20 protein-coding genes and 5 tRNA genes are annotated in these 21788 nt (G+C 73.9%); 10 read left to right on the top strand and 15 right to left on the bottom strand.

What is annotated here, in order from left to right; genetic code table 11:
- Positions 1-773: 773 nt before the first annotated feature.
- Positions 774-1349 carry a hypothetical protein gene (locus SM452_RS27835; RefSeq protein ID WP_463841019.1) on the top strand — a complete coding sequence of 192 codons (576 nt, stop codon included), beginning with the start codon at positions 774-776 and terminating at the stop codon, positions 1347-1349.
- Between the two features lie 79 nt (positions 1350-1428).
- On the opposite strand, the gene SM452_RS27830 is transcribed toward SM452_RS27835, so the two are convergent.
- From SM452_RS27830 to SM452_RS27820, 3 genes are all read right to left on the bottom strand, one after another.
- Positions 1429-3075 carry a PKD domain-containing protein gene (locus SM452_RS27830; protein ID WP_463841018.1) on the bottom strand — a complete coding sequence of 549 codons (1647 nt, stop codon included), beginning with the start codon at positions 3073-3075 and terminating at the stop codon, positions 1429-1431.
- A 167-nt stretch (positions 3076-3242) separates the two neighbouring features.
- A tRNA-Val gene (locus SM452_RS27825) sits at positions 3243-3314 on the bottom strand.
- 12 nt (positions 3315-3326) lie between these two features.
- Positions 3327-3399, bottom strand: a tRNA-Gly gene (locus SM452_RS27820).
- A 159-nt stretch (positions 3400-3558) separates the two neighbouring features.
- Between SM452_RS27820 and SM452_RS27815 the strand changes: the two genes are divergently transcribed.
- Positions 3559-3804 carry a DUF6458 family protein gene (locus SM452_RS27815; protein WP_013284878.1) on the top strand — a complete coding sequence of 82 codons (246 nt, stop codon included), beginning with the start codon at positions 3559-3561 and terminating at the stop codon, positions 3802-3804.
- Positions 3805-3880: 76 nt separating this feature from the next.
- Here SM452_RS27815 and SM452_RS27810 read toward each other — a convergent pair whose 3' ends face one another.
- The 6 genes from SM452_RS27810 to SM452_RS27785 form a co-directional block, all read right to left on the bottom strand.
- On the bottom strand, positions 3881-4594 hold the full coding sequence (locus SM452_RS27810) for a hypothetical protein (protein WP_355514285.1): 714 nt from the start codon (positions 4592-4594) through the stop codon (positions 3881-3883).
- 96 nt (positions 4595-4690) lie between these two features.
- Positions 4691-6034 (bottom strand): response regulator transcription factor, encoded by a 1344-nt coding sequence (locus tag SM452_RS27805; RefSeq protein ID WP_463841017.1) that lies wholly within the window; start codon positions 6032-6034, stop codon positions 4691-4693.
- A gap of 170 nt (positions 6035-6204) precedes the next feature.
- Positions 6205-7023: an isocitrate lyase/PEP mutase family protein gene (locus SM452_RS27800; protein WP_262016352.1), complete on the bottom strand. Its 819-nt coding sequence runs from the start codon at positions 7021-7023 to the stop codon at positions 6205-6207.
- Positions 7024-7135: 112 nt separating this feature from the next.
- Positions 7136-7210: transfer RNA gene (locus SM452_RS27795), tRNA-Val, on the bottom strand.
- A 12-nt stretch (positions 7211-7222) separates the two neighbouring features.
- A tRNA-Cys gene (locus SM452_RS27790) sits at positions 7223-7293 on the bottom strand.
- A gap of 34 nt (positions 7294-7327) precedes the next feature.
- A tRNA-Gly gene (locus SM452_RS27785) sits at positions 7328-7400 on the bottom strand.
- 274 nt (positions 7401-7674) lie between these two features.
- Here SM452_RS27785 and SM452_RS27780 point away from each other — a divergent pair.
- A complete protein-coding gene (locus SM452_RS27780) occupies positions 7675-8277 on the top strand; it encodes a TetR/AcrR family transcriptional regulator (protein WP_262016351.1) in 603 nt (200 codons plus the stop codon).
- Between the two features lie 18 nt (positions 8278-8295).
- Here the strand turns inward: SM452_RS27780 and SM452_RS27775 are convergent, their stop codons facing one another.
- Positions 8296-9135 carry a hypothetical protein gene (locus SM452_RS27775; protein ID WP_262016350.1) on the bottom strand — a complete coding sequence of 280 codons (840 nt, stop codon included), beginning with the start codon at positions 9133-9135 and terminating at the stop codon, positions 8296-8298.
- Positions 9136-9324: 189 nt separating this feature from the next.
- Between SM452_RS27775 and SM452_RS27770 the strand changes: the two genes are divergently transcribed.
- The 4 genes from SM452_RS27770 (at position 9325) to SM452_RS27755 (ending at position 12989) form a co-directional block, all read left to right on the top strand.
- A complete protein-coding gene (locus tag SM452_RS27770) occupies positions 9325-9993 on the top strand; it encodes a class I SAM-dependent methyltransferase (RefSeq protein WP_355514292.1) in 669 nt (222 codons plus the stop codon).
- A 9-nt stretch (positions 9994-10002) separates the two neighbouring features.
- Positions 10003-11166 carry a cytochrome P450 gene (locus SM452_RS27765; RefSeq protein ID WP_463841016.1) on the top strand — a complete coding sequence of 388 codons (1164 nt, stop codon included), beginning with the start codon at positions 10003-10005 and terminating at the stop codon, positions 11164-11166.
- Between the two features lie 69 nt (positions 11167-11235).
- Positions 11236-12168 carry an ABC transporter ATP-binding protein gene (locus SM452_RS27760; protein WP_262016348.1) on the top strand — a complete coding sequence of 311 codons (933 nt, stop codon included), beginning with the start codon at positions 11236-11238 and terminating at the stop codon, positions 12166-12168.
- Positions 12165-12989: an ABC transporter permease gene (locus SM452_RS27755; protein WP_366623106.1), complete on the top strand. Its 825-nt coding sequence runs from the start codon at positions 12165-12167 to the stop codon at positions 12987-12989. The genes SM452_RS27760 and SM452_RS27755 overlap by 4 nt, the downstream gene beginning before the upstream one ends.
- A gap of 15 nt (positions 12990-13004) precedes the next feature.
- Here SM452_RS27755 and SM452_RS27750 read toward each other — a convergent pair whose 3' ends face one another.
- From SM452_RS27750 to SM452_RS27735, 4 genes are read right to left on the bottom strand one after another with little or no spacing between them, the layout of a single operon-like run.
- Positions 13005-13682: a response regulator gene (locus SM452_RS27750; RefSeq protein WP_194803247.1), complete on the bottom strand. Its 678-nt coding sequence runs from the start codon at positions 13680-13682 to the stop codon at positions 13005-13007.
- The gene (locus SM452_RS27745) at positions 13679-15190 is read right to left on the bottom strand and encodes a sensor histidine kinase (protein WP_262016345.1); all 1512 of its coding nucleotides are present in this window, start codon (positions 15188-15190) and stop codon (positions 13679-13681) included. Before SM452_RS27745 ends, SM452_RS27750 begins: the two co-directional genes overlap by 4 nt.
- Positions 15191-15236: 46 nt before the next feature.
- Complete coding sequence (gene bioD / locus SM452_RS27740) at positions 15237-15968, bottom strand: dethiobiotin synthase (protein WP_463841015.1); 732 nt, start codon at positions 15966-15968, stop codon at positions 15237-15239.
- Positions 15965-17101, bottom strand: a complete 1137-nt coding sequence (locus tag SM452_RS27735) for an 8-amino-7-oxononanoate synthase (protein ID WP_463841014.1) — start codon at positions 17099-17101, stop codon at positions 15965-15967. Before SM452_RS27735 ends, bioD begins: the two co-directional genes overlap by 4 nt.
- Positions 17102-17262: 161 nt before the next feature.
- Here SM452_RS27735 and bioB point away from each other — a divergent pair, with 161 nt between their 5' ends.
- The 3 genes from bioB to SM452_RS27720 are packed head-to-tail and all read left to right on the top strand — an operon-like array spanning position 17263 to position 18991.
- A complete protein-coding gene (gene bioB / locus SM452_RS27730; protein WP_262016343.1) occupies positions 17263-18258 on the top strand; it encodes a biotin synthase BioB in 996 nt (331 codons plus the stop codon).
- 7 nt (positions 18259-18265) lie between these two features.
- The gene (gene bsaP / locus SM452_RS27725; RefSeq protein WP_194803251.1) at positions 18266-18481 is read left to right on the top strand and encodes a biotin synthase auxiliary protein BsaP; all 216 of its coding nucleotides are present in this window, start codon (positions 18266-18268) and stop codon (positions 18479-18481) included.
- 3 nt (positions 18482-18484) lie between these two features.
- Entirely contained in the window at positions 18485-18991 is a 507-nt protein-coding gene (locus SM452_RS27720; protein WP_262016342.1) for a GNAT family N-acetyltransferase, read from the top strand.
- A gap of 62 nt (positions 18992-19053) precedes the next feature.
- On the opposite strand, the gene SM452_RS27715 is transcribed toward SM452_RS27720, so the two are convergent.
- The gene (locus tag SM452_RS27715; RefSeq protein WP_463841013.1) at positions 19054-21492 is read right to left on the bottom strand and encodes a non-reducing end alpha-L-arabinofuranosidase family hydrolase; all 2439 of its coding nucleotides are present in this window, start codon (positions 21490-21492) and stop codon (positions 19054-19056) included.
- Positions 21493-21788: the final 296 nt, after the last annotated feature.

Genomic DNA, 21788 nt, shown 5'->3' with positions numbered 1-21788 from the left:
TCTTCGTGGGGGGGGGGCGGGTGGGCGGCTCCCGCCCCCCCCCCCCCACCCCCCCCCCCCACCAGTCGGGCGGGATGCGTGTGGTGCGAGCCGGTGCACGCGATGCAGAGCATGCCGGCGGGGGCAGCCACTCTGCCGCGCGCCCTCTCCCCCGCCTCGGCGACCCGAGCCGTCCGGAGATCTTGGTGCGAAACGGCCCCTATGGGGGCACTTTCGTACCAAGATCTTCGACTGCTCTCGGGATACGGACTATGTGTCTCAGGTGATGGGAGGTCGCGCTGGTGAGAGGGCTCCGAGGCGCTGCTGCGGCTCGGGAAGGCGGGAGTGCCGGGCAGCTTGTCGGCGTGGTGTCCGGTTCGGCGGGTCCGCGTGGTGCCCGGTTCGGCGTGTGTGCGGGGGTGTCCGGGTCGGGGGTGGCGGGCGGCACTCTGGCGGCGGAATCGTGGGCGGGTGGGTGGCGTTGTAACCGGGTGAACGACCGAGCACCGGCGGTGCCCCGCGAGCGGGGCGGCGTCCGTGAGCGCGGGAATCATCCCGGTGGCGGGCTGGTCGTTGAACATGGTTCCGACGACGTGAACCCCGAGCCGCCCCGCCGGTGGCGTGAGGGGCCCGGGAATGATGCCGGGGCCGAGGTCGTTGGACATGCTTCCGGCGCCGCGTAGAGGCACCCCCCTGTGCCCCGCGAGCAGCCGGGATCCCCCGAAGACTTTTTGAGCGCCTGACGGTGCCACGCATCCCCCCGGGTGCGTCGACCCCCGAATGGAGCACTTGTGATGAACACGATTCTGCGCAAGAGCGTTCTGGGTATTGCTGGTCTGGCTTTCACCGGTGGCGTGTTCGCCGGTCCGGTCGCCGCCCACGCGGCCGACACGACCGCGAGCGTGAAGCCGGTGAGTGTCGCGGTGCAGGGTGACAAGCTGATCCCGCATGGCGTGCAGGGTGAGCAGTCGCGGATCGCGTTGAACGACGAGCAGACCAAGAACGTCAAGGCGATCATCGCGGCGACGAAGAAGGCCGGCATGGACGAGCGTGCCGCGGTCGTCTCCATCGCCACCGCGCTGCAGGAGTCGAAGCTGGAGAACCTCGGCCACCTCGGTGACCGTAACGACCACGACTCGCAGGGCCTGTTCCAGCAGCGCCCCTCCAGTGGTTGGGGCACGGTGGAGCAGATCACCGACCCGGAGTACTCCACCACGGCGTTCCTGAAGGGTCTGAAGCAGGTCGACGGCTGGAAGGACATGCCGCTGACCAAGGCCGCCCAGACCGTCCAGGTGTCGGCCTACCCCGACCACTACGCCCAGTGGGAACAGCAGGCCGCCGACCTCGTCGCCCAGCACTGGAACAGCTAAGACGAACAAGTAACAGACACAAGCTGAAGGCCGGCACCCCGAACCAACGGGGTGCCGGCCTTCACGCGTACCCGATGGGTCAGGCCGGGGGCAGCACGAACGTCCACGTGGTGGTGGTCGTGCTGGCCGCGGCGCCGGTGGCGGTGAGGCCGCCGTAGCTGCCGGTCGGCACGCTGCTCGCCGAGTCGGCGAGCAGGCCGGTCACCCGGCCGCCGCCGGTCTGCGAGGAGTTGCTGCGCACCGCCACGCCGGACGGCGGGGTGAGTGCGGTGGAGGTGCTGTCGCCGTGCAGCCAGTACGACACGGCCCAGCTCTGCGCCGTCGTCACCGGCGCGTACGGGGTGATCCGGGTGGCGGTGCTCGCCGGGTCGGTCGCCCTGGTGAAGACGGGCGCGCCCGGTGCGACACCCCGGTACGCGGCCAGCACCAGGTTGCCCTTCGCCTGACTGTCCAGCGTCACCCGGACCGCACTGCCGGCGTCACCGGCGTTCGCGGTCTTCCACCAGGCGGTGGTGGTGGCGAAGCCGCCGTCGAGACGGTCGAGCCGGGTCCAGCCGGTCACCCCGGTCGGCTCGCCGGTGCCGGTGTGCGTGTTCTGGCTGAGCACGAGCAGCAGCGTGTCACCGGCCTGAACGCCCGCCGGGACGGTGACCGTGTGGCTGGTCCAGTTGGCGTTCGCGGTGGCCTGGCCGACGAACGAGATCTGCTCCGGTACGGGCGCGACAGTCACGTCGACTGTCGCGGTGCCGGTGGCGCCCCGGTCGTCGGTGACGGTGAGCGTGACCGGGTAGGTGCCGGCTGTCGCGTACGTGTGGGACGTGGTCGGTACCGAGGCCGTGCCGGTGGTGTCCCCGTCGCCGAACGCCCAGCTGTGGTCCTGGATCGCGCCGTCGGCGTCGGTGGAGGCCGCGCCGGAGAACGTGCACACCAGCCCGGAGCAGGTGGGCGTCAGCGCCGCTACCGGCGCCTGGTTGGCCGGGCCACCCGATCCCTTCAGGATCTTCACGTAGTCGATGTCGCCGGCGAAGTAGTCGCAGGTGACCTTCGTACCGTCGCACTGGCTCTTGCCGCCGACGGACAGCGGCCAGGTGTTGGCGATGGTGCCGGTCGGCCCGTTGAGGCGGCTGGTCCGCACGCCGTCGACGTACATCTCCACGTACGCGGAGGTGCGGTTGCAGGTGACCGTGTGCCACTGGCCGTCGGAGATCGGCACGTCCGTGTAGCCGGTACGGGAGGCGCCGTCCGCGCCCCGGAACAGGCACTTCGGCTTGCCGTTCGGCGCCTCGAACTTCCAGTAGCCGCCGGCCGTGTTGCCCTGTCCCTTCTGGAGGATGTTCCCGAAGGAGTACGTGGTCCGGTAGCGGATGGTCAGCGAGAAGTCCCCGGCGTCCGGGTTGAAGTCGGTGGTGTGCGGCACCAGGTCGACGTGGCCCGGGACGTACTCCTTGTCGGTGGGCAGGTGGGTGGCGAAGCGGTGCCCGGTCGCCCCGGCGTAGAGCGCGCCGGTGACCACCTCGTCGCCGATCGTGCCGTGACGGCCGTTGCCGCTGTAGTCGGTCAGCACCGTCGACGACGCCGGCTCGTCCATGCTGAAGAACGCCACCGTCCGCGTCGCGGTGGCCTGCGCGGGCGCGGCCGAGACCGTCACCCCGGCCGCCGCGACGACAGTCGCCACCCCTAATCGTGCGGCCGTCCGCCGCCACCGTCCCCGCTCGATCGTTGCCATGTGACCGCCTCCCTGCGTATCGGGCATCACAGTGACACGCGTGGTGGCAGCGGCTGAATAACCCGCACGGTCGAGCCGGGTGACCGATGTGGCCGGTACGAACCGTCCGAGGGGATACGTCCGCCGATCGACCGGCGGCGCCGGCAGGCGGGGAGGGTGACTCTCGGTGGGCGATACTGGGTTTGAACCAGTGACCTCTTCCGTGTCAAGGAAGCGCGCTCCCACTGCGCCAATCGCCCGGGGTGATCGCGAGCGGACGACGGGATTCGAACCCGCGACCCTCACCTTGGCAAGGTGATGCGCTACCAGCTGCGCTACGTCCGCGTGCCGCCGGTTCGCACCGGCGACGTGGTGAACTCTACCCGATGCCAAGATCGCCGTGCGGCAGACCCCCGCCGCGCCGGGTGGCCGTGTGGTTGCGCTGCTCGCCGCCGGGGTACTGAGGCCGGTGACAGCACAACCATCCCCCCGAAGGAGGCTGTCGTGGGTATCGGTACGAGCATTTTCCTGATCGCGGTCGGCGCGATCCTCACGTTCGCGCTCAACGCCAGCGTCGGCGGGGTCGACCTCGACGTCGTCGGCTGGATCCTGATGGCGGCCGGCGTCCTCGGCCTCATCATGACCACGCTGGTGTGGGGCCGTCGTCGCCAGGTGGTCACGACCACCGCCGAGCAGCCGGTGGAGTACCGCCGCGTCGAGGAGCGCCGGGACGTCGCCCCGCCGATGTGACAGTGACCGGGGCCGACGGAGCTGATCGGTCCCGGATCGGGCCGGCCGGATCACCCGATCCGGCCGGCCCGCTCTGCTACGGCCGCTCGCCGTCGGTCACGGCGCGGTCGGTGGCGGCGCGGTCGGTGGCGGCGCGGTCGGTGGCGGCCCGCAGCCCGTACCAGCCGATCGCGGCCACCAGCGCCACCTGCACCAGGTAGCTCGCGACGACCACCGCACGACCGGCGTCCTGCGGCACCAGGACGAACGCCACGACGTAGACGAGCCCGGCGACGACCAGCGGGCGCGGCATGGTCCGGCCGATCAGGATGCCGACGAGCGCCAGGACCATGCCGAGGACGATCGCCACCTGACTGCCGAGGATGGCCGGGAGCAGCCCGTCCAACTGATCGTTGAAAGCGTCGAACAACGCGCGTCCCTGCTGCTCCGGCAGGACGGCCGGGTCGGCGGCGTAGGCGAACGGCAGCACCTCGGCGGTGATCGCCAGCGCGAACACCACCCCGCCGAGGCCGGCCAGGAAGGCCCCCACCAGGTTCAGCACGCCCGCGCGGCCCCGGGCCAGCCCGACGATGAACACCGCCGCGGCGATCCACGACACGGCGTACGCGGGCCCGCCCAGGTAGAGGTTCATCGGCCAGTACGCGGACCCCAGCTCACGGACGTCGTCGTAGTGGATCGCGCCGTCGAACGGCGGCTCCCACAACATGAACAGGGTACGGCCGGCCAGGGCCACCAGGAGCAGGACGAAAAGGGCGACGAGCGCGGCGCGGCGCAACTTCGGTACGGGCACTGTGGGAGCCTCCGTCGATTCAGGTGTCGCCCCACCGTGCCGAGGTACCGCCGGCACGGGCATCGGCCTCAGCACCTATCTTCGGAAAGTCCCTGCTCAGCGCGGCTGTCGCGCGTGCTCCAGCCAGATCCGCGCCGCCCGTACCCGCCGGTTCGTGTCGCCGCCCGGGGTCAGGCCGAGCTTGACGAAGATGGCGCGCAGGTGGGCGTCGACGGTCCGCTCGGAGACCACGAGCTGCGCCGCGATCCCCGCGTTGCTGGCGCCTTCGGTGAGCGCGGCGAGCACCTCGCGCTCGCGTGCCGTCAGCCCGCCGACCGATGCCGCGCCCGCCCCGGCGGACACCCCCGTGCCGGACACCTCCGGCGAGGCTGCCCCACCGGCCGGGTCCGCCGGCCCGGCGACGTCCGCCGTGCCCGCCGCGCTGCCTGTCTCCGTACCCTCTGCTCCGCTGTGCGGCGTCACCGGCGGCGCTGTGGGCGCGGCGGTGAGCAGCGCCGCCAGCCGGCCGGTACCGGCCCACGCCCCGCCGCCGACGACGACTGTCAGCGCCGACACGACCAGGGCGACCGATGTCGGGCCGAGGGACGAGCCGGGAGCGGCCACGAGCGTGCCGGCGCCGACCACCAGCAGGGCCGCGGCGGCCAGGCCGGCGGCGCGCACCACAGTGCCGACCCGGCGGGCCTCGGTGGCGCCCCGGGCGGCGGTGACCGCGCAGGCGGCGGCGAACACGGCGGCGCCGGACAGGGCCACCAGGAAGGCGACCGAGCCCAGCGCCGGCTCGACGTCACCGGGCGCGCGGGCGACCGCGAGGAGCAGGCAGAAGACGACTGTCAGCGGCGCCGCGGTGGTGGCCGCGGCGGCCACGCCGAGCCGTGCCCGCACGGTGTGGTGCGAGCCGAGGGCGGCCCGCCAGAGCGTCACCGGCAGCAGGAGCAGCGCCGCCACGCCGAGCAGGGTGACGGCGGCGCCGACCGGCGCGAGCGCGGTACGCCACGACTCCCCCGCGATCGTCGGCAACCCGTCGAACGGCTCGCTCGCCGTCGTCAGCAGCGCGTTGACGAGCGTGGCCGCGCCGAGGACGAGACCCACGTACCGGTGCGCCTTCGGGGTGACGGTGCCGGTGCGGACGGCGGCCGAGGCGGTCAGTTGCATCAGCGCGAGCGGCGGGATCCACGCCGAGTTCCACGCCGCGACGGCCGGCCCGGCCCACCGGTGGCCGGCCGCGACGGTGGCCACCGCCAGGACGGCGAGCCCCAGGTACGCCAGCAGCGACGCGGCGAGCCCGGTCGCCAGCCGGCCGGCGGCGCGGTGGCCCGAGCGGGCGAGCCGCGACGCGGCGACTGCCGCGGCCACTGCCGCCACGGCCAGGGCTAGGGCGCCGGCCGGATCGGTAGCGAACCCGCCGTGACCCGCCGCCCCGAGGGCGGCCAGCGCTGCCACACACGCCCCCGCCGCGGCCCCCGTGACCACGGGCGGGCCCAGCAACGCGGGCACCGGGCGGACGGAGGCGGTCACCGCCCCCGCCGGGCTGCGGCTCTGCGGATCGGATGCGCGGCCACCGCCACATTCAACCCGGTACCCCGTCCCGCAGTCGATGCCACGTCGCCGGGTCAGCCCCGCATCAGCTCGTTCAGCGCGTCGAAGTCGAGCCCACCGGCGAGCGCGCCGTACGTCCCGGCGCCGAGCACCTCCGCGGCCGCCCGCTGCGCCACCGCGTACGCGGCCTCGGCCACGGCCGGTCCGATGCTTACCCGGGCCACGCCGAGCCGCGCCAGCTCGGCGATCGGCGGCGCGCCCGGTCCGGCCAGCACGTTCAGCGGCGCCGGGATCGCCGCCGCCAGCGCGGCCACCGTCTCCGGCTCCACGGTTCCGGGTACGAAGATCCCGTCCGCGCCGGCCGCCAGGTACGCCTCGGCGCGCGCGACGGTCTCGGGTACGCCGCCGACCCGGCGCAGACAGGTGTCCACCCGCGCGTTGACGTACAGCGGGATGCCGGCGCGGTCGGCGGCGGCCCGGACGGCGGCGAGCCGGGCGACCTGCTCGTCGACAGGGCGCAGCGGGCCGCCGCCGTCGTGCCGGGAGTCCTCCACGTTGACGCCGACGGCCCCGGCGGCGAGCACCGCGGTGATCGTCTCGGCGACCTCGGCGGGACTGTCGCCGTACCCGGATTCGATGTCGGCGGTGACCGGTACGCGGACCGCGTCCGCCACCCGGCGGATCACGTCGACGGCGGTGTCCCGGGCGAGCACGTCGCCGTCCGGGGCACCGCGGCTCCACGCGACGGCGGCGCTCGTGGTGGCCACGGCGCGGGCGCCGGCCGCGGCGACGATCCGGGCGCTCAGCGCGTCCCAGGCGTTGACGAGGATCAGTGGGTCACCGGGCTGGTGCAGGGCGCGGAACCGCTGGGCTCGGGTCTGTTGATCGTCCACCGGGCCAGTCTGGGTGGGGCGGTCCGGTCGCGGCAATGGCCGGCGGCGCGGTACTGGACTGATCGACGGCGACGAGAAAGGCCGTGTCGATTGATCGACACGGCCTTTCCGCTGGTGGGCGATACTGGGTTTGAACCAGTGACCTCTTCCGTGTCAAGGAAGCGCGCTCCCACTGCGCCAATCGCCCTCGTCTACTGCGAGGTGGAGACGGGATTTGAACCCGTGTACACGGCTTTGCAGGCCGTTGCCTCGCCTCTCGGCCACTCCACCGAGGTTGCCCCCGAACTGCGTGGCGGCATCTCCGAGCGGACGACGGGATTCGAACCCGCGACCCTCACCTTGGCAAGGTGATGCGCTACCAGCTGCGCTACGTCCGCACGCCCCCGGTGTTATCCGGTGACGGATGAGAACTTTAGCCGAGCCCGGGAACGGTTGCCAAATCGGGGCCCCTTCCGGCGCGTCCGGGTGTTGCCGGCGGCGCGTGGCGCCGGCTTCCTAGGAGCCTGGGTGGCTGCCGTCGGAAGTCGACAGGCAGGGCCGCGACCTGCGGAATCCGCTCGGCGAGGCGAGTGTCCGGCATCCGACTGTTCCGCCGCCGACCGGCCGCTTCGGTAACTCCCTGTGGTCATACGGATGGGTTACCGTAACGCCGTGACGAGACGAGCCGCCGAGATCCGCCTGGACGCGCTGCTGCGTACGGCCTGCGAGGTGATCGCGGAACGGGGGCTCGCCAACACCCGCACCGCGGACGTGGCCGAGGCCGCCGGGGTCAGCCAGGCGCTCGTCTTCTACCACTTCGCGACGAAGGACCGGCTGCTCGCGCAGGCCTTCGCGTACGCGGTCGAGCAGGACCTGGCCCGCCTCGACGCGGTACTGCGCTCCTCCGCCCCGCCGCTGGCCAAGCTGCGCCGGATGCTGCGCCTCTACGCGCCGACCGGCCGGGCCACCTCCTGGTCGATGTGGATCGACGGCTGGGCGGAGTCGCTGCGTACGCCGGAGCTGGAGAAGCTCTCCCGCCGCCTCGACCTGCGGTGGCGGCAGGATCTGGCCGCGGTGATCAGCGCCGGGGTCGCCGAGGGCACGTTCGACTGCCCCGACCCGGCCGGCGCGGCCTGGCGGATCAGCGCGGTGATGGACGGGCTGGCGGTCCAGCTCGCGGTGCACGAGCGGGTGATCACCCGCCGGCAGATCGCCGAGTGGATCCGCCTGGTGGCAGCCCGGGAACTGGGCCTGGAACCCAGCCAGCTCGACTGACCCCTGCCCGCGGGCGGGTCAGTGCCAGCGGGGGCGGGGGCGTTCGAAGGGGGGCGGGAGCGTCTCCGGCTCGGGCTGCGCGGACGGGCGCAGCAGGCGGCGCATCCGCAGCAGCAGACCGGCGCCGAGGAACAGCAGCAGACCGCCGAGCAGGAACGCGGCCTGCACCAGGCCGAATCCGCCGCGGTCCGCCACCGGCCGCCCGGCCACTCCACCGGGCGCGGGCGGCTCCACCACCGCGGCGTCGGTCGGCTCGTCAGTGGGCTCCTCGTCGGGTGCCTCGGAAGACGGCTCGTCGGTCGGAGTTTCGGTGGGCTCCGCGCTGGTGGGCGCCGGCGTCGGCGACGCCGCCTCCTCCCCCACCACCTCACGGGAGGCGGTCCGCCGGGCCAGCAGCCGCAACTGCGGGTCGTACGCCTCGGCGGCGAAACTCACCCGTCCGCGCCCGACGTCCTCGGCGAACGCCACCCGGTAGCGGGCGGTCACGGTACGGCCGGGACAGAGCACACCCGGGTCGAGCTGCCGGTCGGTGAGCCGGGCGGTGTCTCCCTCGGTGCGGATCTCCAGCGGGAACGAGCCGCTGTCCTCCACCCGGTCCACCTTGAGCTGGTCCAGCCGCAGGCCCTGTACCCGCACCAGCATCGACCAGCGCACCTTGACACAGCCGCCCCCGTCGGAGCGGGACACCACGGCGGACAACGTCTCCACCCGGTTCCCGGCGGTGAACTCGTCCGGCAGGCCGCTCAACTCCGTGGAGAAGGCCGCCGCCGCCCGCGCCGGCAGGGCACCGCCGTACCCGGTCCCGGCCACGAAGGTCAGTACCAGTCCGATCCGCAGCGCGTGCCGCCAGCCGCTCACCACGCCTCCTCACCCTCGGTCGTGTCCACAGGCAACGCTAGGAGCGCGCCGGGCACGCCGGTAGACGGGCGTGTTCGCATCCAACGCCACAACACGGGGGCGATTTCACCGAGCGTGGTGAACCGGTCACGACCTCGCCGCGACACGCCCGGGATCGGTTCCGGAACCCGTGTGGGACACAATTCTCCGGTGTCCGAGCTGTCCGCCGCGTTCGTCCGGCTGCACGCCCGCCTCGCCCCCGTGGCGTTCGTACCCGAGGTGCGGCTGCACCAGGCCGACGAGCCGATCGGTCTGTGGGAGCTGACCGAGGGCGAGTTCCGCAGCTCCCAGCCGCCGCCGTTCTGGGCGTTCGCCTGGGCCGGCGGGCAGGGCCTGGCCCGTTACGTCACCGACCACCCCGACACGGTCGCCGGCCGCCGGGTGCTCGACCTGGCCTCCGGCTCCGGTCTGGTCGCCATCGCCGCCGCCCGCGCCGGCGCCGCCGCCGTCCGGGCGGTCGAGGTGGACGAGCGGGCCGTGGCCGCCGTCGCGCTCAACGCCGAGGCCAACGGGGTACGCGTCGACGCCGAACTCGGCGACATCCTCGACTCCGACGCGGGCGACGCGGAGGTGGTGCTGGCCGGGGACGTCTTCTACAGCGAGGCGATGGCCCGCCGGATGCTGCGCTTCCTGCTCCGGGCCGCCCGTTCCGGTGCCCGGGTGCTGGTGGGCGACCCGGGCCGGGCGTTCCTTCCGCGCGAGCGCTTCCACGAGCTGGCCGCGTACGACGTGCCGGTGTCCGAGGCGCTGGAGAGCGTACGGGTGAAGCACACCACCGTCTGGGAGCTGGACCCGAACCCGCCTGGTGCCCGCCGCTAGCGTTACCGCGTGCTGTTCCGGGGCTGGGGGGAGTCCGTCGACGGGCCGTGGCCCGACGCGGCCACGGTGGTCGACCACGTCGGCGTGCCGCACCTGGTGGTGACCCGGCACGCGCTCGTCCGCAAGCTGCTCACCGACCCGGTGACGTTCCGGCCGGACAACGCGCTCGACGCGGTCACGCCGATCCCGGTGGCCGCGCTGCGGATCCTCGCCGGGCACCGGTTCCGGCTGCCGCCGACGCTGGCGAACAACGGCGGCGCCAGTCACCCCCAGATCCGCGGCATCGTCGCCGACGCGCTGCACCCGCACCGGGTGGACGCCCAGCGCCGGTGGCTGACCGGGCTGGTCCGGGAGCGGGTGGCGGGGCTGGCGGCGGCGCTGGACGCGGGCCGCCCGGTCGACCTGTACGCGGGCCTCGCCGCCGACCTGCCGCTGCTGGTACTGGCCCGGCTGGTCGAGCTGCCGGACGCCCCGGTCGGCGCGGTCAAGGACTTCGCCCGGGCCGCGCTGGAGCTGTTCTGGGCGCCGCTGGACTCCTCCCGGCAGCTCGCGCTCGCCGCCGAGGTGGGCCGGTTCCACACCGTGCTGCGCGAGTTCGCCGCCACCGGGGGCGGGCTCGCCGCGCGGCTGCGCGACGCCGGGCACTCCCCCGACGTGGTCGTCGGGGCGCTGTTCTTCCTGCTGGTCGCCGGCCAGGAGACCACCTCGCAGTTCCTCACCCTGCTGCTGCACCGGCTGTCCGGCGAACCGGCGGTACGGGCCGGGCTGCGCACCGGTGAGATCGGCGTGGACGACGTGGTCGAGGAGGGGCTGCGACTGGAGCCGCCGATCGTCACCTGGCGGCGGGTGGCAGCAGTGGACACGACGCTCGGCGAGGTGGGCGTACCGGCGGGCACCAGCATCGTGGCCTGGCTGGCCCGCGCCGGGCGCGATCCGGCCGTGGTCGAGGCGCCGGGCGAGTTCCGTCCCGGGCAGCCCGGCTCGCGGCGGCACCTGGCTTTCGGCGCCGGGCCGCACCGCTGCGCCGGCGCGCAGCTCGCCCGGATGGAGGCGGCAGTGGTGGTCGCCGAGGCCGCCGCGCTGCTCGACGGGGTGACTGTGGTGCGTCCACCGTGGTGCCCGAACAACCTCACCTTCCGGATGCCGGACGCGTTCGTGGTCCGTCGCACCTGACGAAAGTCAGTGCCGGCCGCTGCCGTTCGACGGCGGTGTGGCACCCCCGCCGGCCCATAGCGTCGCCGCATGATCACACTTCGTGCGTTGACGAAACGGTTCGGCGACGTGACAGCCGTCGACGACCTGACCGTCGAGATCCGCCCCGGGCAGGTCACCGGATTCCTCGGCCCGAACGGCGCGGGCAAGTCCACCACGATGCGGATGGTGCTCGGCCTGGACCGGCCCACCGCCGGGCAGGCCCTGGTCAACGGCCGGGACTACCGCACGCTGCGGCACCCGCTGCACGAGGTCGGCGCGCTGCTCGACGCGACAGGTGTGCACCCGGCCCGCTCCGGTATGGCGCACCTGCGGGCGATGGCACGCAGCAACGGCGTACCGGCCCGCCGGGTGACCGAGGTGCTCGACCTGGTGGGCCTGGACGCCCGCGCCGCCGGCAAGCCGGGCCGGGCGCTGTCGCTGGGCATGGGTCAACGGCTCGGCATCGCGGGCGCGCTGCTCGGCGACCCGCCGGTGCTGCTGCTCGACGAGCCGGTCAACGGGCTCGACCCGGACGGGGTGCGGTGGATCCGCGGGTTCACCCGCCGCCTCGCCGACGAGGGGCGCACCGTCCTCGTGTCCAGCCACCTGATGAGCGAGATGCAGCAGACCGCCGACCGGGTGGTGGTGCTGGGGCGCGGCCGGCTGGTGGCCGACGCGCCGCTGGCCGAGCTGATCGCCGCCCGCCCCGCCGCGTCGGTCCGGGTACGCGGCCCCGAGCCGGCCGCGCTCGCCGCCCTCGGCGACCGGCTGGCCGCCGAGGGCGCGACTGTCACCGCCGACGAGGGCGGGATGTCCGTCGCCGGCAGCACCGCCGGCCGGGTCGGCGACCTGGCGCACGAGATGGGGGTACGCCTGCACGAGCTGACCCCCGTCGCCCCCTCCCTGGAGGAGGCGTTCCTGGAGCTGACCGCCGACAGCGTGGAGTACGCCGCCGGCCCGACCGGAGGTGGCACCCGATGACCGCACCGTCCACGCTCGACCCGGCCCGTCGGACCGCCCGGCCCGCCCCCACCACCGGGCATCCGCTCGCCGGGGCGGTGGCCGCCGAGTGGACGAAGCTCTGGTCGGTCCGCTCCACCTGGTGGACGCTGCTCGCGGCGGTGCTGACCATGGCGGCCACGAGCGCCCAGCTCGCCATCTACGCGCGCAACGCCAACACCGACGACGACCCGGCCGACAACCCGGGCGTGGTGGACGTCGGCGAGATCGTGGCCGGATCGCTGGAGCTGACCCAGTACGTGGTGCTGGCGCTCGGACTGTTCGCGATCACCAGCGAGTTCACCACCGGCACGATCCGCACCACGCTGCGGTGCACACCGTCGCGGGGGCGGGTGCTCGCCGCGAAGGCGATGGTGGTGGGCGCGGTGACGTTCGGCGTCGGGCTGCTGCTCGGCACCGTCGGCGCGGTGACGGCCCGGCCGGTGCTGGGCGAGTGGGGCCGCGCCCCGCTGGGCGCGACGGTGGCCGACGTGGTGGCCGCCGCGGCGTACCTGGCGCTGATCGGTGTGCTGGCGCTCGGCCTGGCGGCGGCGCTGCGGGGCGCGGTGCTGGCCCTGACCGTCCTGTTCGCGCTGCTGATGATCGTGCCGCTGTCGTTGCAGGAGCCGGACATCACGGTGCTGACCCGGATCGCCGACGCGTTCCCCGGGGTGGCGGGCAACCACTTCCTGGCCGGGGACACCGAGCCCTACCCGGCGGCAGTGGGGCTGCTGGTGCTCGCCGCCTGGGCCGCCGCCGCGCTGGCGTTGGGCCGATGGGCGCTGGCGAGGCGCGACGCCTGAACGGGGGCGGGCTGGTCAGCCGGTGGGCGGGACCAGCCCCGCCTCGTACGCGAGGATCGCCGCCTGCACCCGGTTGCGCACGTCCAGCCGGGTGAAGATGCTGGTCAGGTAGCTCTTCACGGTGCCCTCGACCAGGTGCAGCCGGCGGGCGATCTCGGCGTTGGACAGTCCCGCCCCGACCAGCGCCAGCACGTCGCGTTCCCGGTCGGTCAGCCCGGCCAGCCGGTCCCGCGCGTACGGGCCGCGGGCCAGCCGGCCGCCGCTCAGCTCGATCACCCGGCGCGCCACCCGCGGCGACAGGTACGCCCCGCCGTCGGCCACCGCCCGCACCCCGGCCAGCAGTTCGCGCGGGTCGCCGGACTTGAGCAGGAACCCGGCGGCGCCGTGGCCGAGCGCGCGGGCGATCAGGTCGTCGTCGCCGAACGTGGTGAGCATGACCGCCGCCGTCTCCGGCACCAGCCGGCGGATCTGCGCGGCGGCGCTGAGCCCGTCGCAGCGGGGCATCCGGATGTCCAGCAGCGCCACCCGGGGGCGGTGCGCGCGGACCAGCTCGACCGCCGCCAGGCCGTCGCCCGCCTCACCGACCACCTCGATGCCCGGGTCGGCGGCCAGGATCGCCCGGACCCCGGCCCGGACCAGCGCCTCGTCGTCGGCGAGCACCACCCGCAGCGGGCGGTCGTGGTCGTCGCTCATGGTGCGATCTGCTCCTTGCTGACCAGCCGCCCGCCGGCGAAACAGAGCCGCCAGGTCGCCTGGGCGAACGGGAAGTTGCCGTCGGTGTAGAACTCGCAGCCCGGCGCGGCGCCGGTCGCGGGCGGGTCGGCCTGCCGGCGGGGCAGCCCGAGCGCGTCGCGCGGCTCACCCAGCCGCAGCCGTTCGTAGCCGGGCCGGTCCAGCACCGCGCCGGCGGTGGCGAGCGGGTAGTAGACGAGCGCCAGCACCAGTGCGAGCCCGGTGGGCGCGCCGATCGCGACGAGCAGGCTGCGCCGCGCCCGCCGCCGGGCCTCCCGCAGCCGCCGGGCCGCGTCCCCCGGTTCACCCCGCCGAGGTACGCCGGCACCGCCGAGCGGGTCGGCGTCCGCGTCCGGTGTGCCGGGGCCGGCCGCCCGGTCCAGCGGGACGCGTGCGGTGACCGCCCAGCCACCGTCGCGGGGACCGGCGTCCAGGGTGCCGCCGGCGAGGCGTACCCGCTCGCGCAGCGCCAGCAGCCCGGAGCCGTTCGACGGCGGCCCGGGCAGCGGACCGGCCGGCGGTGGCGCGTTCACCACCGCGACCGTCACAGTGCCCTCGGCGCGGGCCACCTCGACGGTGACCGGGGCACCGGGGGCGTAGCGGGCGGCGTTGGTGAGCGCTTCCCGGACCACCCGGTGCACCGCGTGCGCGGGCAGCGGCGGCAGGTCCGCCTCGTCGCCGCGCAGGTCGACTGTCATCCCGGCGTCGCGCGCGCCGTCGACCACGTCGGCGACCGTCTCCCCGGCCGGCCGCAGCGTGCGCTCCTCGCGCAGCACGCCGATCACGTCGTGCAGGCGTTCGGTGGCGGCGGCGACGCTCGCCCGCAGCTCACCGGCCGCCGCCCGGTGCGCCGGGGACAGGTCCGGCGCCAGTTCCAGCGCGCCCGCCCGCAGCGCGATGAGGCTCAGGTCGTGGCCGAGCGAGTCGTGCATGTCCTGGGCGATGCGGGCCCGCTCGCGCAGGCGTACCCGCTCGACCTCGGCCCGGCGCTCGGCCTGCGCGTGGCGCAGCCCGGCGTCGGCGAGCGCGCGGTGCTGCCGCCGCAGCCGGCCCAGCAGCCAGGGGAACACCCCGGCGAACAGCAGCACCGAGGAGAGCACGAACCAGGTGGACGGCTCGGTGCCGAGCAGCCCGAGGTTGAGCACCGAGCCGGTGACCGCGATGGCGGCGAAGACGGCGGCGGCCGGTGCGGCCCGCTCGCTGCGCCGTCCGGCCAGGTAGCCGAAGACCGGGATGGCGAACACCACGTTGCCGTCGACGAGCGAGCCGGCCACCACCGCGAGCACCGCGACCAGCGGCCACCGGCGGCCGATCCACACCGCCGTGCCGAGCAGCGCCAGCGCGGCGGCCAGCGGCGGCAGCTCGTCCGCGTGCCACGGCGGGGTGAGCCGGCCGTACGCGACGGGTGCCGCGAGTACGGCCCAGAGCAGCAGGTCACCGGCCCGGCGCTGTCGTTCGCGGGGTTCCACGGCGGTCACGCTACCCACGCCCGGCCGGGCCGGGCACCGACGAAAGTCAGGTCTCCTCGGCCCAGGCCCGCCAGTCGTCGAGCACGCCGTAGAGGGCGGGGGTGAGCCAGCCGGGCGCGGACCGGCGGAACACACCGGGGTCCATGCCGCCCGCGCCGGCCGGCACCGCGCCGAGCAGATTCGGCAGCAGCTCGGACAGGTTGAGCCAGTGCACCAGTTCCGGCTCGGTCGGCCAGGCGCCGATCACCACGCCGGCCGGGACGGCCCGCCGCTCCAGCGCCTCCAGCGTCAGCGCGGTGTGGTTGAGCGTGCCGAGCCCGGCCCGCGCCACCACCACCGCCGGCGCGCCGAGCGACACCGCCAGGTCGGCCACCGTCCACGGCTCGCCGGACGGGCGCAACCCCATCGGTACGAGCAGCCCGCCCGCGCCCTCGACGAGCACCAGGTCGTGCTTGTCCGCCTCCTCGCGGATCGCGTCGACGGCGTTGTACAGCTCCAGCGGCGGCAGCTCCGCCACCCGGGCCGCGGCCAGCGGGGCCAGCGGGTCGGGGTAGCTGGCGAGCGTCCGGCCGGTCAGCGGGGCGGCCAGCCGGGTCACCGCGTCGACGTCGCCGGGCTCGCCTGTCGCCGTACCCGTCTGGCCGGGCTTGACCACAGCGACCCGCAGGCCGGCCGCCTGCGCGGCGGCGGCGACGGCGGCGGTCACCACTGTCTTGCCGACCTCGGTGTCGGTGCCGGTCACCAGCACCGGCCCGGTCCAGGCGTCGCCGAAGCTCATGGCGCACACTCCACGATCACGTCCAGGGCCCGCTCGAAGCCGGCCCGGTCCACCCCGGCGCTGACGGTGAGCCGCAGCCGGGAACGGCTGTCCGGCGTGGACGGGGGACGGAAGCAGCCGACCGCCACGCCGCGGTCCCGGCAGGCGGCGGCCCAGGCGGTCGCCTCCTGCGGGCCGGGCGCGGTCACCGAGATCACGGCGCCGTCCGGGGCGGACACGGACAGCCCGGCCGCGCCGAGCCGGCGCACCGCCGCCGCGACCCGGTCGGCCAGCTCGGCGCGCAGCGCGTCGCCGTCGCGGGCCAGGCGCACCGCGGCGCGGACCCCGGCCACCACGGCGGGCGGCGGCGCGGTGTCGAAGATGAACGTGCGGCCGGTCTCCACCAGGTGGCGGACGAACTCGGCCGGCCCGGCGACCACACCGCCGGCCCCGCCGAGCGCCTTGGACAGCGTTGCGGTGACCACCACGTCGGGCGCGCCGGCCAGCCCGGCGGCGGCGACCCCGCCGGCCCCGGCCGGGCCGGTCACGCCGAGCGCGTGCGCGTCGTCGACGAGCAGCAGCGCGCCGTGGCGGCGGGCCACCGCGTGCAGCTCCGCGAGCGGGGCCAGGTCACCGTCGACGGAGAAGACCGACTCGGTCACCACCACGGCGGGGCGGCCCGGCGCGGCGGCGAGCGCCGCGGCCACCGCCGCCACGTCGGCGTGCGGCGTCACGAGCGTCTCGGCGCCGGAGATCCGGCAGCCGTCGATCAGCGAGGCGTGGTTGTGGGCGTCGGAGACGAGCAGCGTCCGCGGCTGGGTCAGCCCTCGGACGGCGGCGAGGTTGGCCAGGTAGCCGGAGGAGAACACCAGCGCCCGGTCCACGCCCAGCCAGCCGGCCAGGTCGTCCTCGAGCGCGTGGTGGGCGTCGGTGGAGCCGCGCACCAGGCGTGACCCGGTGGCGCCCAGCCCGTACGCGGACAGGGCCTGCGCTGCGGCGGCGGTGACCTCGGGGTGGGTGGCCAGGCCGAGGTAGTCGTTTCCGGCCAGGTCGACCACGGCGTCGTCGGCGGCGCGGGGGCGCAGCGTGCGGGTCAGTCCCGCCCGGGCCCGCAGCTCGGCGCGGCGGTCCAGGGCCGCCAGCCAGTCCGCCACCGTGCCGTCCCCTCCCGCCGACTCCCCGCCCCCCGCCGGGCGCTTCCGCGGGGCGAAGTTACCACCCGCGCCGAGGGCCCCGGCGTGGCGCGGTCCCGGCTCGCCGGGGGGCCGGCGGCGGTGGTTTCCCGCGCTCACGGTGGCCTGTTAGGTTACGAGCCATGCCAGAGATCCTCGACCAGGCCCGGGAGCGGGTGCTGGGCAACGGCGTCGGCCTCGACGAGGCCGGTGTCCTCGCGGTGCTGAACCTTCCCGACGAGCACCTGCCCGCCGCGCTCCAGCTCGCCCACGAGGTCCGGATGCGCTGGTGCGGCCCGGAGGTCGAGGTCGAGGGCATCGTCTCGCTGAAGACCGGCGGCTGCCCGGAGGACTGCCACTTCTGTTCGCAGTCCGGCCTGTTCACCTCGCCGGTGCGCTCGGTCTGGCTGGACATCCCGGCGCTGGTCGAGGCCGCGAAGCAGACCGCCGCGACCGGCGCGACCGAGTTCTGCATCGTGGCCGCGGTACGCGGTCCGGACGCCCGGCTGATGAAGCAGATGCGCGAGGGCGTGGCCGCCATCCGCGCCGCTGTCGACATCCAGGTCGCCGCCTCGCTCGGCATGCTCACCAAGGAGCAGGTCGACGAGCTGGTCGAGATGGGCGTGCACCGCTACAACCACAACCTGGAGACCTGCCGCTCCTACTTCCCGAACGTGGTCACCACGCACTCGTGGGAGGAGCGCTGGGAGACGCTGCGGATGGTCCGCGAGTCCGGCATGGAGGTCTGCTGCGGCGGCATCCTCGGCCTCGGCGAGACGGTCGAGCAGCGCGCCGAGTTCGCCGCGCAGCTCGCCGAGCTGGACCCGCACGAGGTGCCGCTGAACTTCCTCAACCCGCGCCCCGGCACGCCGCTGGGTGACCGCCCGGTGGTGGAGGGCAAGGACGCGCTACGCGCCATCGCCGCGTTCCGGCTGGCCATGCCGCGCACGATCCTGAGGTACGCGGGCGGCCGCGAGCTGACCCTCGGTGACCTGGGCACCCGCGACGGCCTGCTGGGCGGCATCAACGCGGTGATCGTCGGCAACTACCTGACCACGCTGGGTCGCCCGGCCAACGCCGACCTGAAGCTGCTGGAAGACCTGAAGATGCCGGTGAAGGCGCTCTCGGCGACCCTGTGAGGCAGCGGTGACCGAATCCTCCCCCGCCACGGCCGCCCCCGCCGCGCTCTGGTGCGACAGGTGCGGCGAGTCGGTGACGGCCGGGCCGCACCCGGCGTGCGAGGCGGCGCGGGCGTGGGAGCCGCCGCGCTGGTGCGCGTCCTGCCGTCGGCGGATGAAGGTGCAGGTCGTACCGGCCGGCTGGTCGGCGGTCTGCGTCGAGCACGGCGAGCGGCGGGGCTGAGGCGTGCTGCGCGGGCGGGCGGTGACGCTGCGGCCGGTGACCGACGCCGACGTACCCGCCCTGGCCGCGATCCGGGCCACCCCGGAGGTGCGCCGCTGGTGGCGTGGCGGTGACGACCTGGCCGAGTCGATCCGGGCCGACCTGGCCGACGACGCGCTGACGATCTACGCCGTCGAGCACGACGGCAGGCTGGTCGGCGCGATCCAGTGGTACGCCGAGACCGACCCGGACTACCGCCACGCCAGCCTGGACGTCTTCCTCGACCCGGCGGTACGCGGCACCGGGCTGGGCGGCGACGCGATCCGCACGCTGGTCCGGCACCTGATCGACGAGTACGGCCACCACCGGTTCACCATCGACCCGGCGGCGGCGAACACGGCGGCGATCCGGGCGTACGCGAAGGTCGGGTTCCGCCCGGTGGGCATCATGCGCCGCTACGAGCGCGGCGCGGACGGGCGCTGGCACGACGCGCTGCTGATGGACCTGCTCGCCGAGGACCTGGCCGGCTGAACGAACGGGCGTGCCCGGCACCACGTGGGTGCCGGGCACGTCTTCCGGTAGCTGTGTGACGGTCAGCGCTGGAGGGTCAGCACACCCGGCCGCCACGGCAGCAGGTTGTAGTCGCCTCCCGCACTGGGGTTCTTGCCCTGGTACAGGAACTGCAGGTTGCAGGGGTCGATGGTCTTGGTCTGGTCGGGGTTGGTGCGGACCAGGTCACCGTGGCTGATGTCGTTGGTCCACGTCGCGCCGCTGTTGGCCTTGCCGGCGAACGGGTTGCTCTCGGTGGCGGCCTGCGGGGTCCACGAGCCGCTCAGGCTGTTCGACGTGAACGACCGGAAGTAGCGTCCCTGACTCCCGATCGCCTCGACGATCATCAGGTACTGGTTCTGGCCCGCCACCTTGTAGACCTCGACGCCCTCGAAGAGGTTGTTCGTCGAGTCGGTCATGATCGTCGTGTAGCTCGAACCGAAGCTGCCCGGGAAGTTCCCGAGCGGCATGCTCGACCGGTAGATCTTGCCGTTGTCCCCGGCGAAGAAGAGGTACATGTTCTGGTCGTCACCGATCAGGGTCTGGTCGATGACGCCGTACGGGGCGTCCGGCAGGGTGGCGGTGGACAGCGTCTGCGCCGAGGACCAGCCGTTGGCGTTCGTCGGGTCGCTCGACGTCTTGTAGCTGAACGAGGTCGGTCCCCACTGGTACGCCAGCACCCAGATGTTCTTCGGCGCGAAGTACAGCAGGGTGGGTGCCACGGTGCCCTGGCTCATCCCGTTCTGGCCGGCCGAGGCCATGTCGGACCAGTTCGTGAACGGGCTGAAGTTCATCGAGCTGTACTGGCCGCTGCTGTTGACGTACGACCCGTAGACCAGGTGCTTGCCGTTGTAGACCACGTTCGTGAAGTCCTTGAGCGAGACCCAGCCGTTCTGCGGGTTGGCCAGCGCGCCGGTCGACGACCACCGGTAGGTCGACGGGAGCGAGCAGCCGCCGGGCGGGGGCGTCGTGGTCGGCGGCGGCGTGGTCGGGGGCGTGGTGCCGCCACCGAAGTCGGTCCGCCACTGCTGGTTGGTCTGCCCGTGGCAGTCGTACAGCTGGATCTGCTGCCCGTTGCCGGTGCCCCAGACGTCCAGGCAGCGCCCGGACTGCACGCCGCTGATGGTGCCGTTGGAGTTGATGTTCCACTGCTGGTTCGACTGACCGTTGCAGTCGTAGATGATGATCCCGGTGCCGTTGCCGGTGGCCGCGCCGTTCGCGTCCAGGCACTTGCTGCCGTAGACCATCAGCTGCTTGCTGGAGGTGTACGTCCACTGCTGGTTGGACTGACCGTTGCAGTCGTAGAGCTGGACGCGGGTGCCGTTGCTCTGCGAGGAGTTCGGCACGTCGATGCACCGGCCCGACTGCACTCCGACGATCCGCCCGGCGCCACCGCTGGGCGGCGGTCCCGTGGTCGGGGTCGTGGTCGGCCCGGAGGTCGGGGCGGCCGCGTTGAGGACGTTGAGGACCGAGTTGTACGCGGCCTTCTTGTTGCCTCCGCCGTCGAACAGCAGCGGGCTCTCGTTCGAGCGCCACGAGTCGCTGTCACGCACGCCCCACACCGTGATGCCGATACAGCGCGGCACGTTGATGCACGCCTGAGTCAGCCCGGCGTACTGGCTGGTCGAGGAGTTGGTCACGTCGACCTCGGTCAGCGCCACGTCCACACCCAGCGCCGCGAAGTTCTGCAGCGTGGTCTGGAAGTTGCCCGGCAACGAGCTACCGCCGGTGAAGTGGGTCTGCAGACCCACGCAGTCGATCGGCACACCCCGGGACTTGAAGTCCCGGATCATGTTGTACACACCCTGCGTCTTGCCGTACGACCAGTTCTCGATGTTGTAGTCGTTGTAGCAGAGCTTCGTCGACGGGTCGGCCGCCCGCGCGGTCCGGAACGCCACCTCGATCCAGTCGTTACCGGTGCCCTGCAGGTTCGAGCTGCGGCGGCTGCCGTCCTCGTTGAACGCCTCGTTCACCACGTCCCACGCCGCGAGCTTGCCCCGGTAGTGGGCCATCACACCGTTGATGTGATCGATCATCGCCTGACGCAGGTTGCTGCCGTTCAGGCTCTGCATCCAACCCGGCTGCTGCGCGTGCCACGCCAGCGTGTGGCCACGGACCTTCAAGCCCCGCTGGGTCGCCCAGTTGTAGATCTGGTCACCGGAGGAGAAGTTGAACTGGCCCCGCTGGGGCTGCGTCGCGTCCGGCTTCATCTCGTTCTCAGCCGTGATCATGTTGAACTCACGCCCGGCGATCGTGCTGTACGTGGAGTCGCCGAGCCGGCCCGCCGCGATGGCGGTGCCGAAGTAGCGGCCCGACTGCGCGGCGGCGGCGCCCAGCGTGGACGCGGCGGCGTTCGCCGACGGCATCATCACCGCGACGGCTGCCACCGTCACGGCGCTGACGGCGCCGGCGAGCAGCGCCCGGACGGCCGGTGATCGCCGTCGCCGGCTCCCGCCGCGATGAACGGATGGGCTCATTGCCATCTTGGCCTCCTTACTGGCCAACACCCAGGCCGTCGGGGCGAAGACGACTGGACGTCTCGGTTGGGTATCTAGCTCCGTCGATGCTTCCATCGCGCATCGACGAGGACAATGGTGTTTCGGAAACGTTTCGGAAAGGTTCTGGCCGCGCGAGGCGCGGGGGGGGGGGGGGGGCGGGGGGGGGGCCCCCGCCCCCCCCCCCACGGCTCGGAGTTCGACATCGGCTTCGTCGAGCGGCTCACCCCCGAGCTGATCGCGGTCCGGCACCGGCTCCGCGAGGCGCTGCGCGAGATCGCCGC

The organism is Micromonospora sp. SYSU B005 (assembly GCF_055362685.1).
Note: the sequence above shows the minus strand (reverse complement) of the source record. Positions and strands in the feature narration are given on the sequence as shown.

Bases quoted from the DNA above. Each gene is read 5' to 3' on its own strand.
- SM452_RS27835 (WP_463841019.1), top strand. From the start codon at position 774: ATGAACACGATTCTGCGCAAGAGCGTTCTGGGTATTGCTGGTCTGGCT.
- SM452_RS27830 (WP_463841018.1), bottom strand. From the start codon at position 3,075: ATGGCAACGATCGAGCGGGGACGGTGGCGGCGGACGGCCGCACGATTA.
- SM452_RS27760 (WP_262016348.1), top strand. From the start codon at position 11,236: ATGATCACACTTCGTGCGTTGACGAAACGGTTCGGCGACGTGACAGCC.
- SM452_RS27755 (WP_366623106.1), top strand. From the start codon at position 12,165: ATGACCGCACCGTCCACGCTCGACCCGGCCCGTCGGACCGCCCGGCCC.
- SM452_RS27750 (WP_194803247.1), bottom strand. From the start codon at position 13,682: ATGAGCGACGACCACGACCGCCCGCTGCGGGTGGTGCTCGCCGACGAC.
- bioD (WP_463841015.1), bottom strand. From the start codon at position 15,968: ATGAGCTTCGGCGACGCCTGGACCGGGCCGGTGCTGGTGACCGGCACC.
- bioB (WP_262016343.1), top strand. From the start codon at position 17,263: ATGCCAGAGATCCTCGACCAGGCCCGGGAGCGGGTGCTGGGCAACGGC.
- SM452_RS27715 (WP_463841013.1), bottom strand. From the start codon at position 21,492: ATGGCAATGAGCCCATCCGTTCATCGCGGCGGGAGCCGGCGACGGCGA.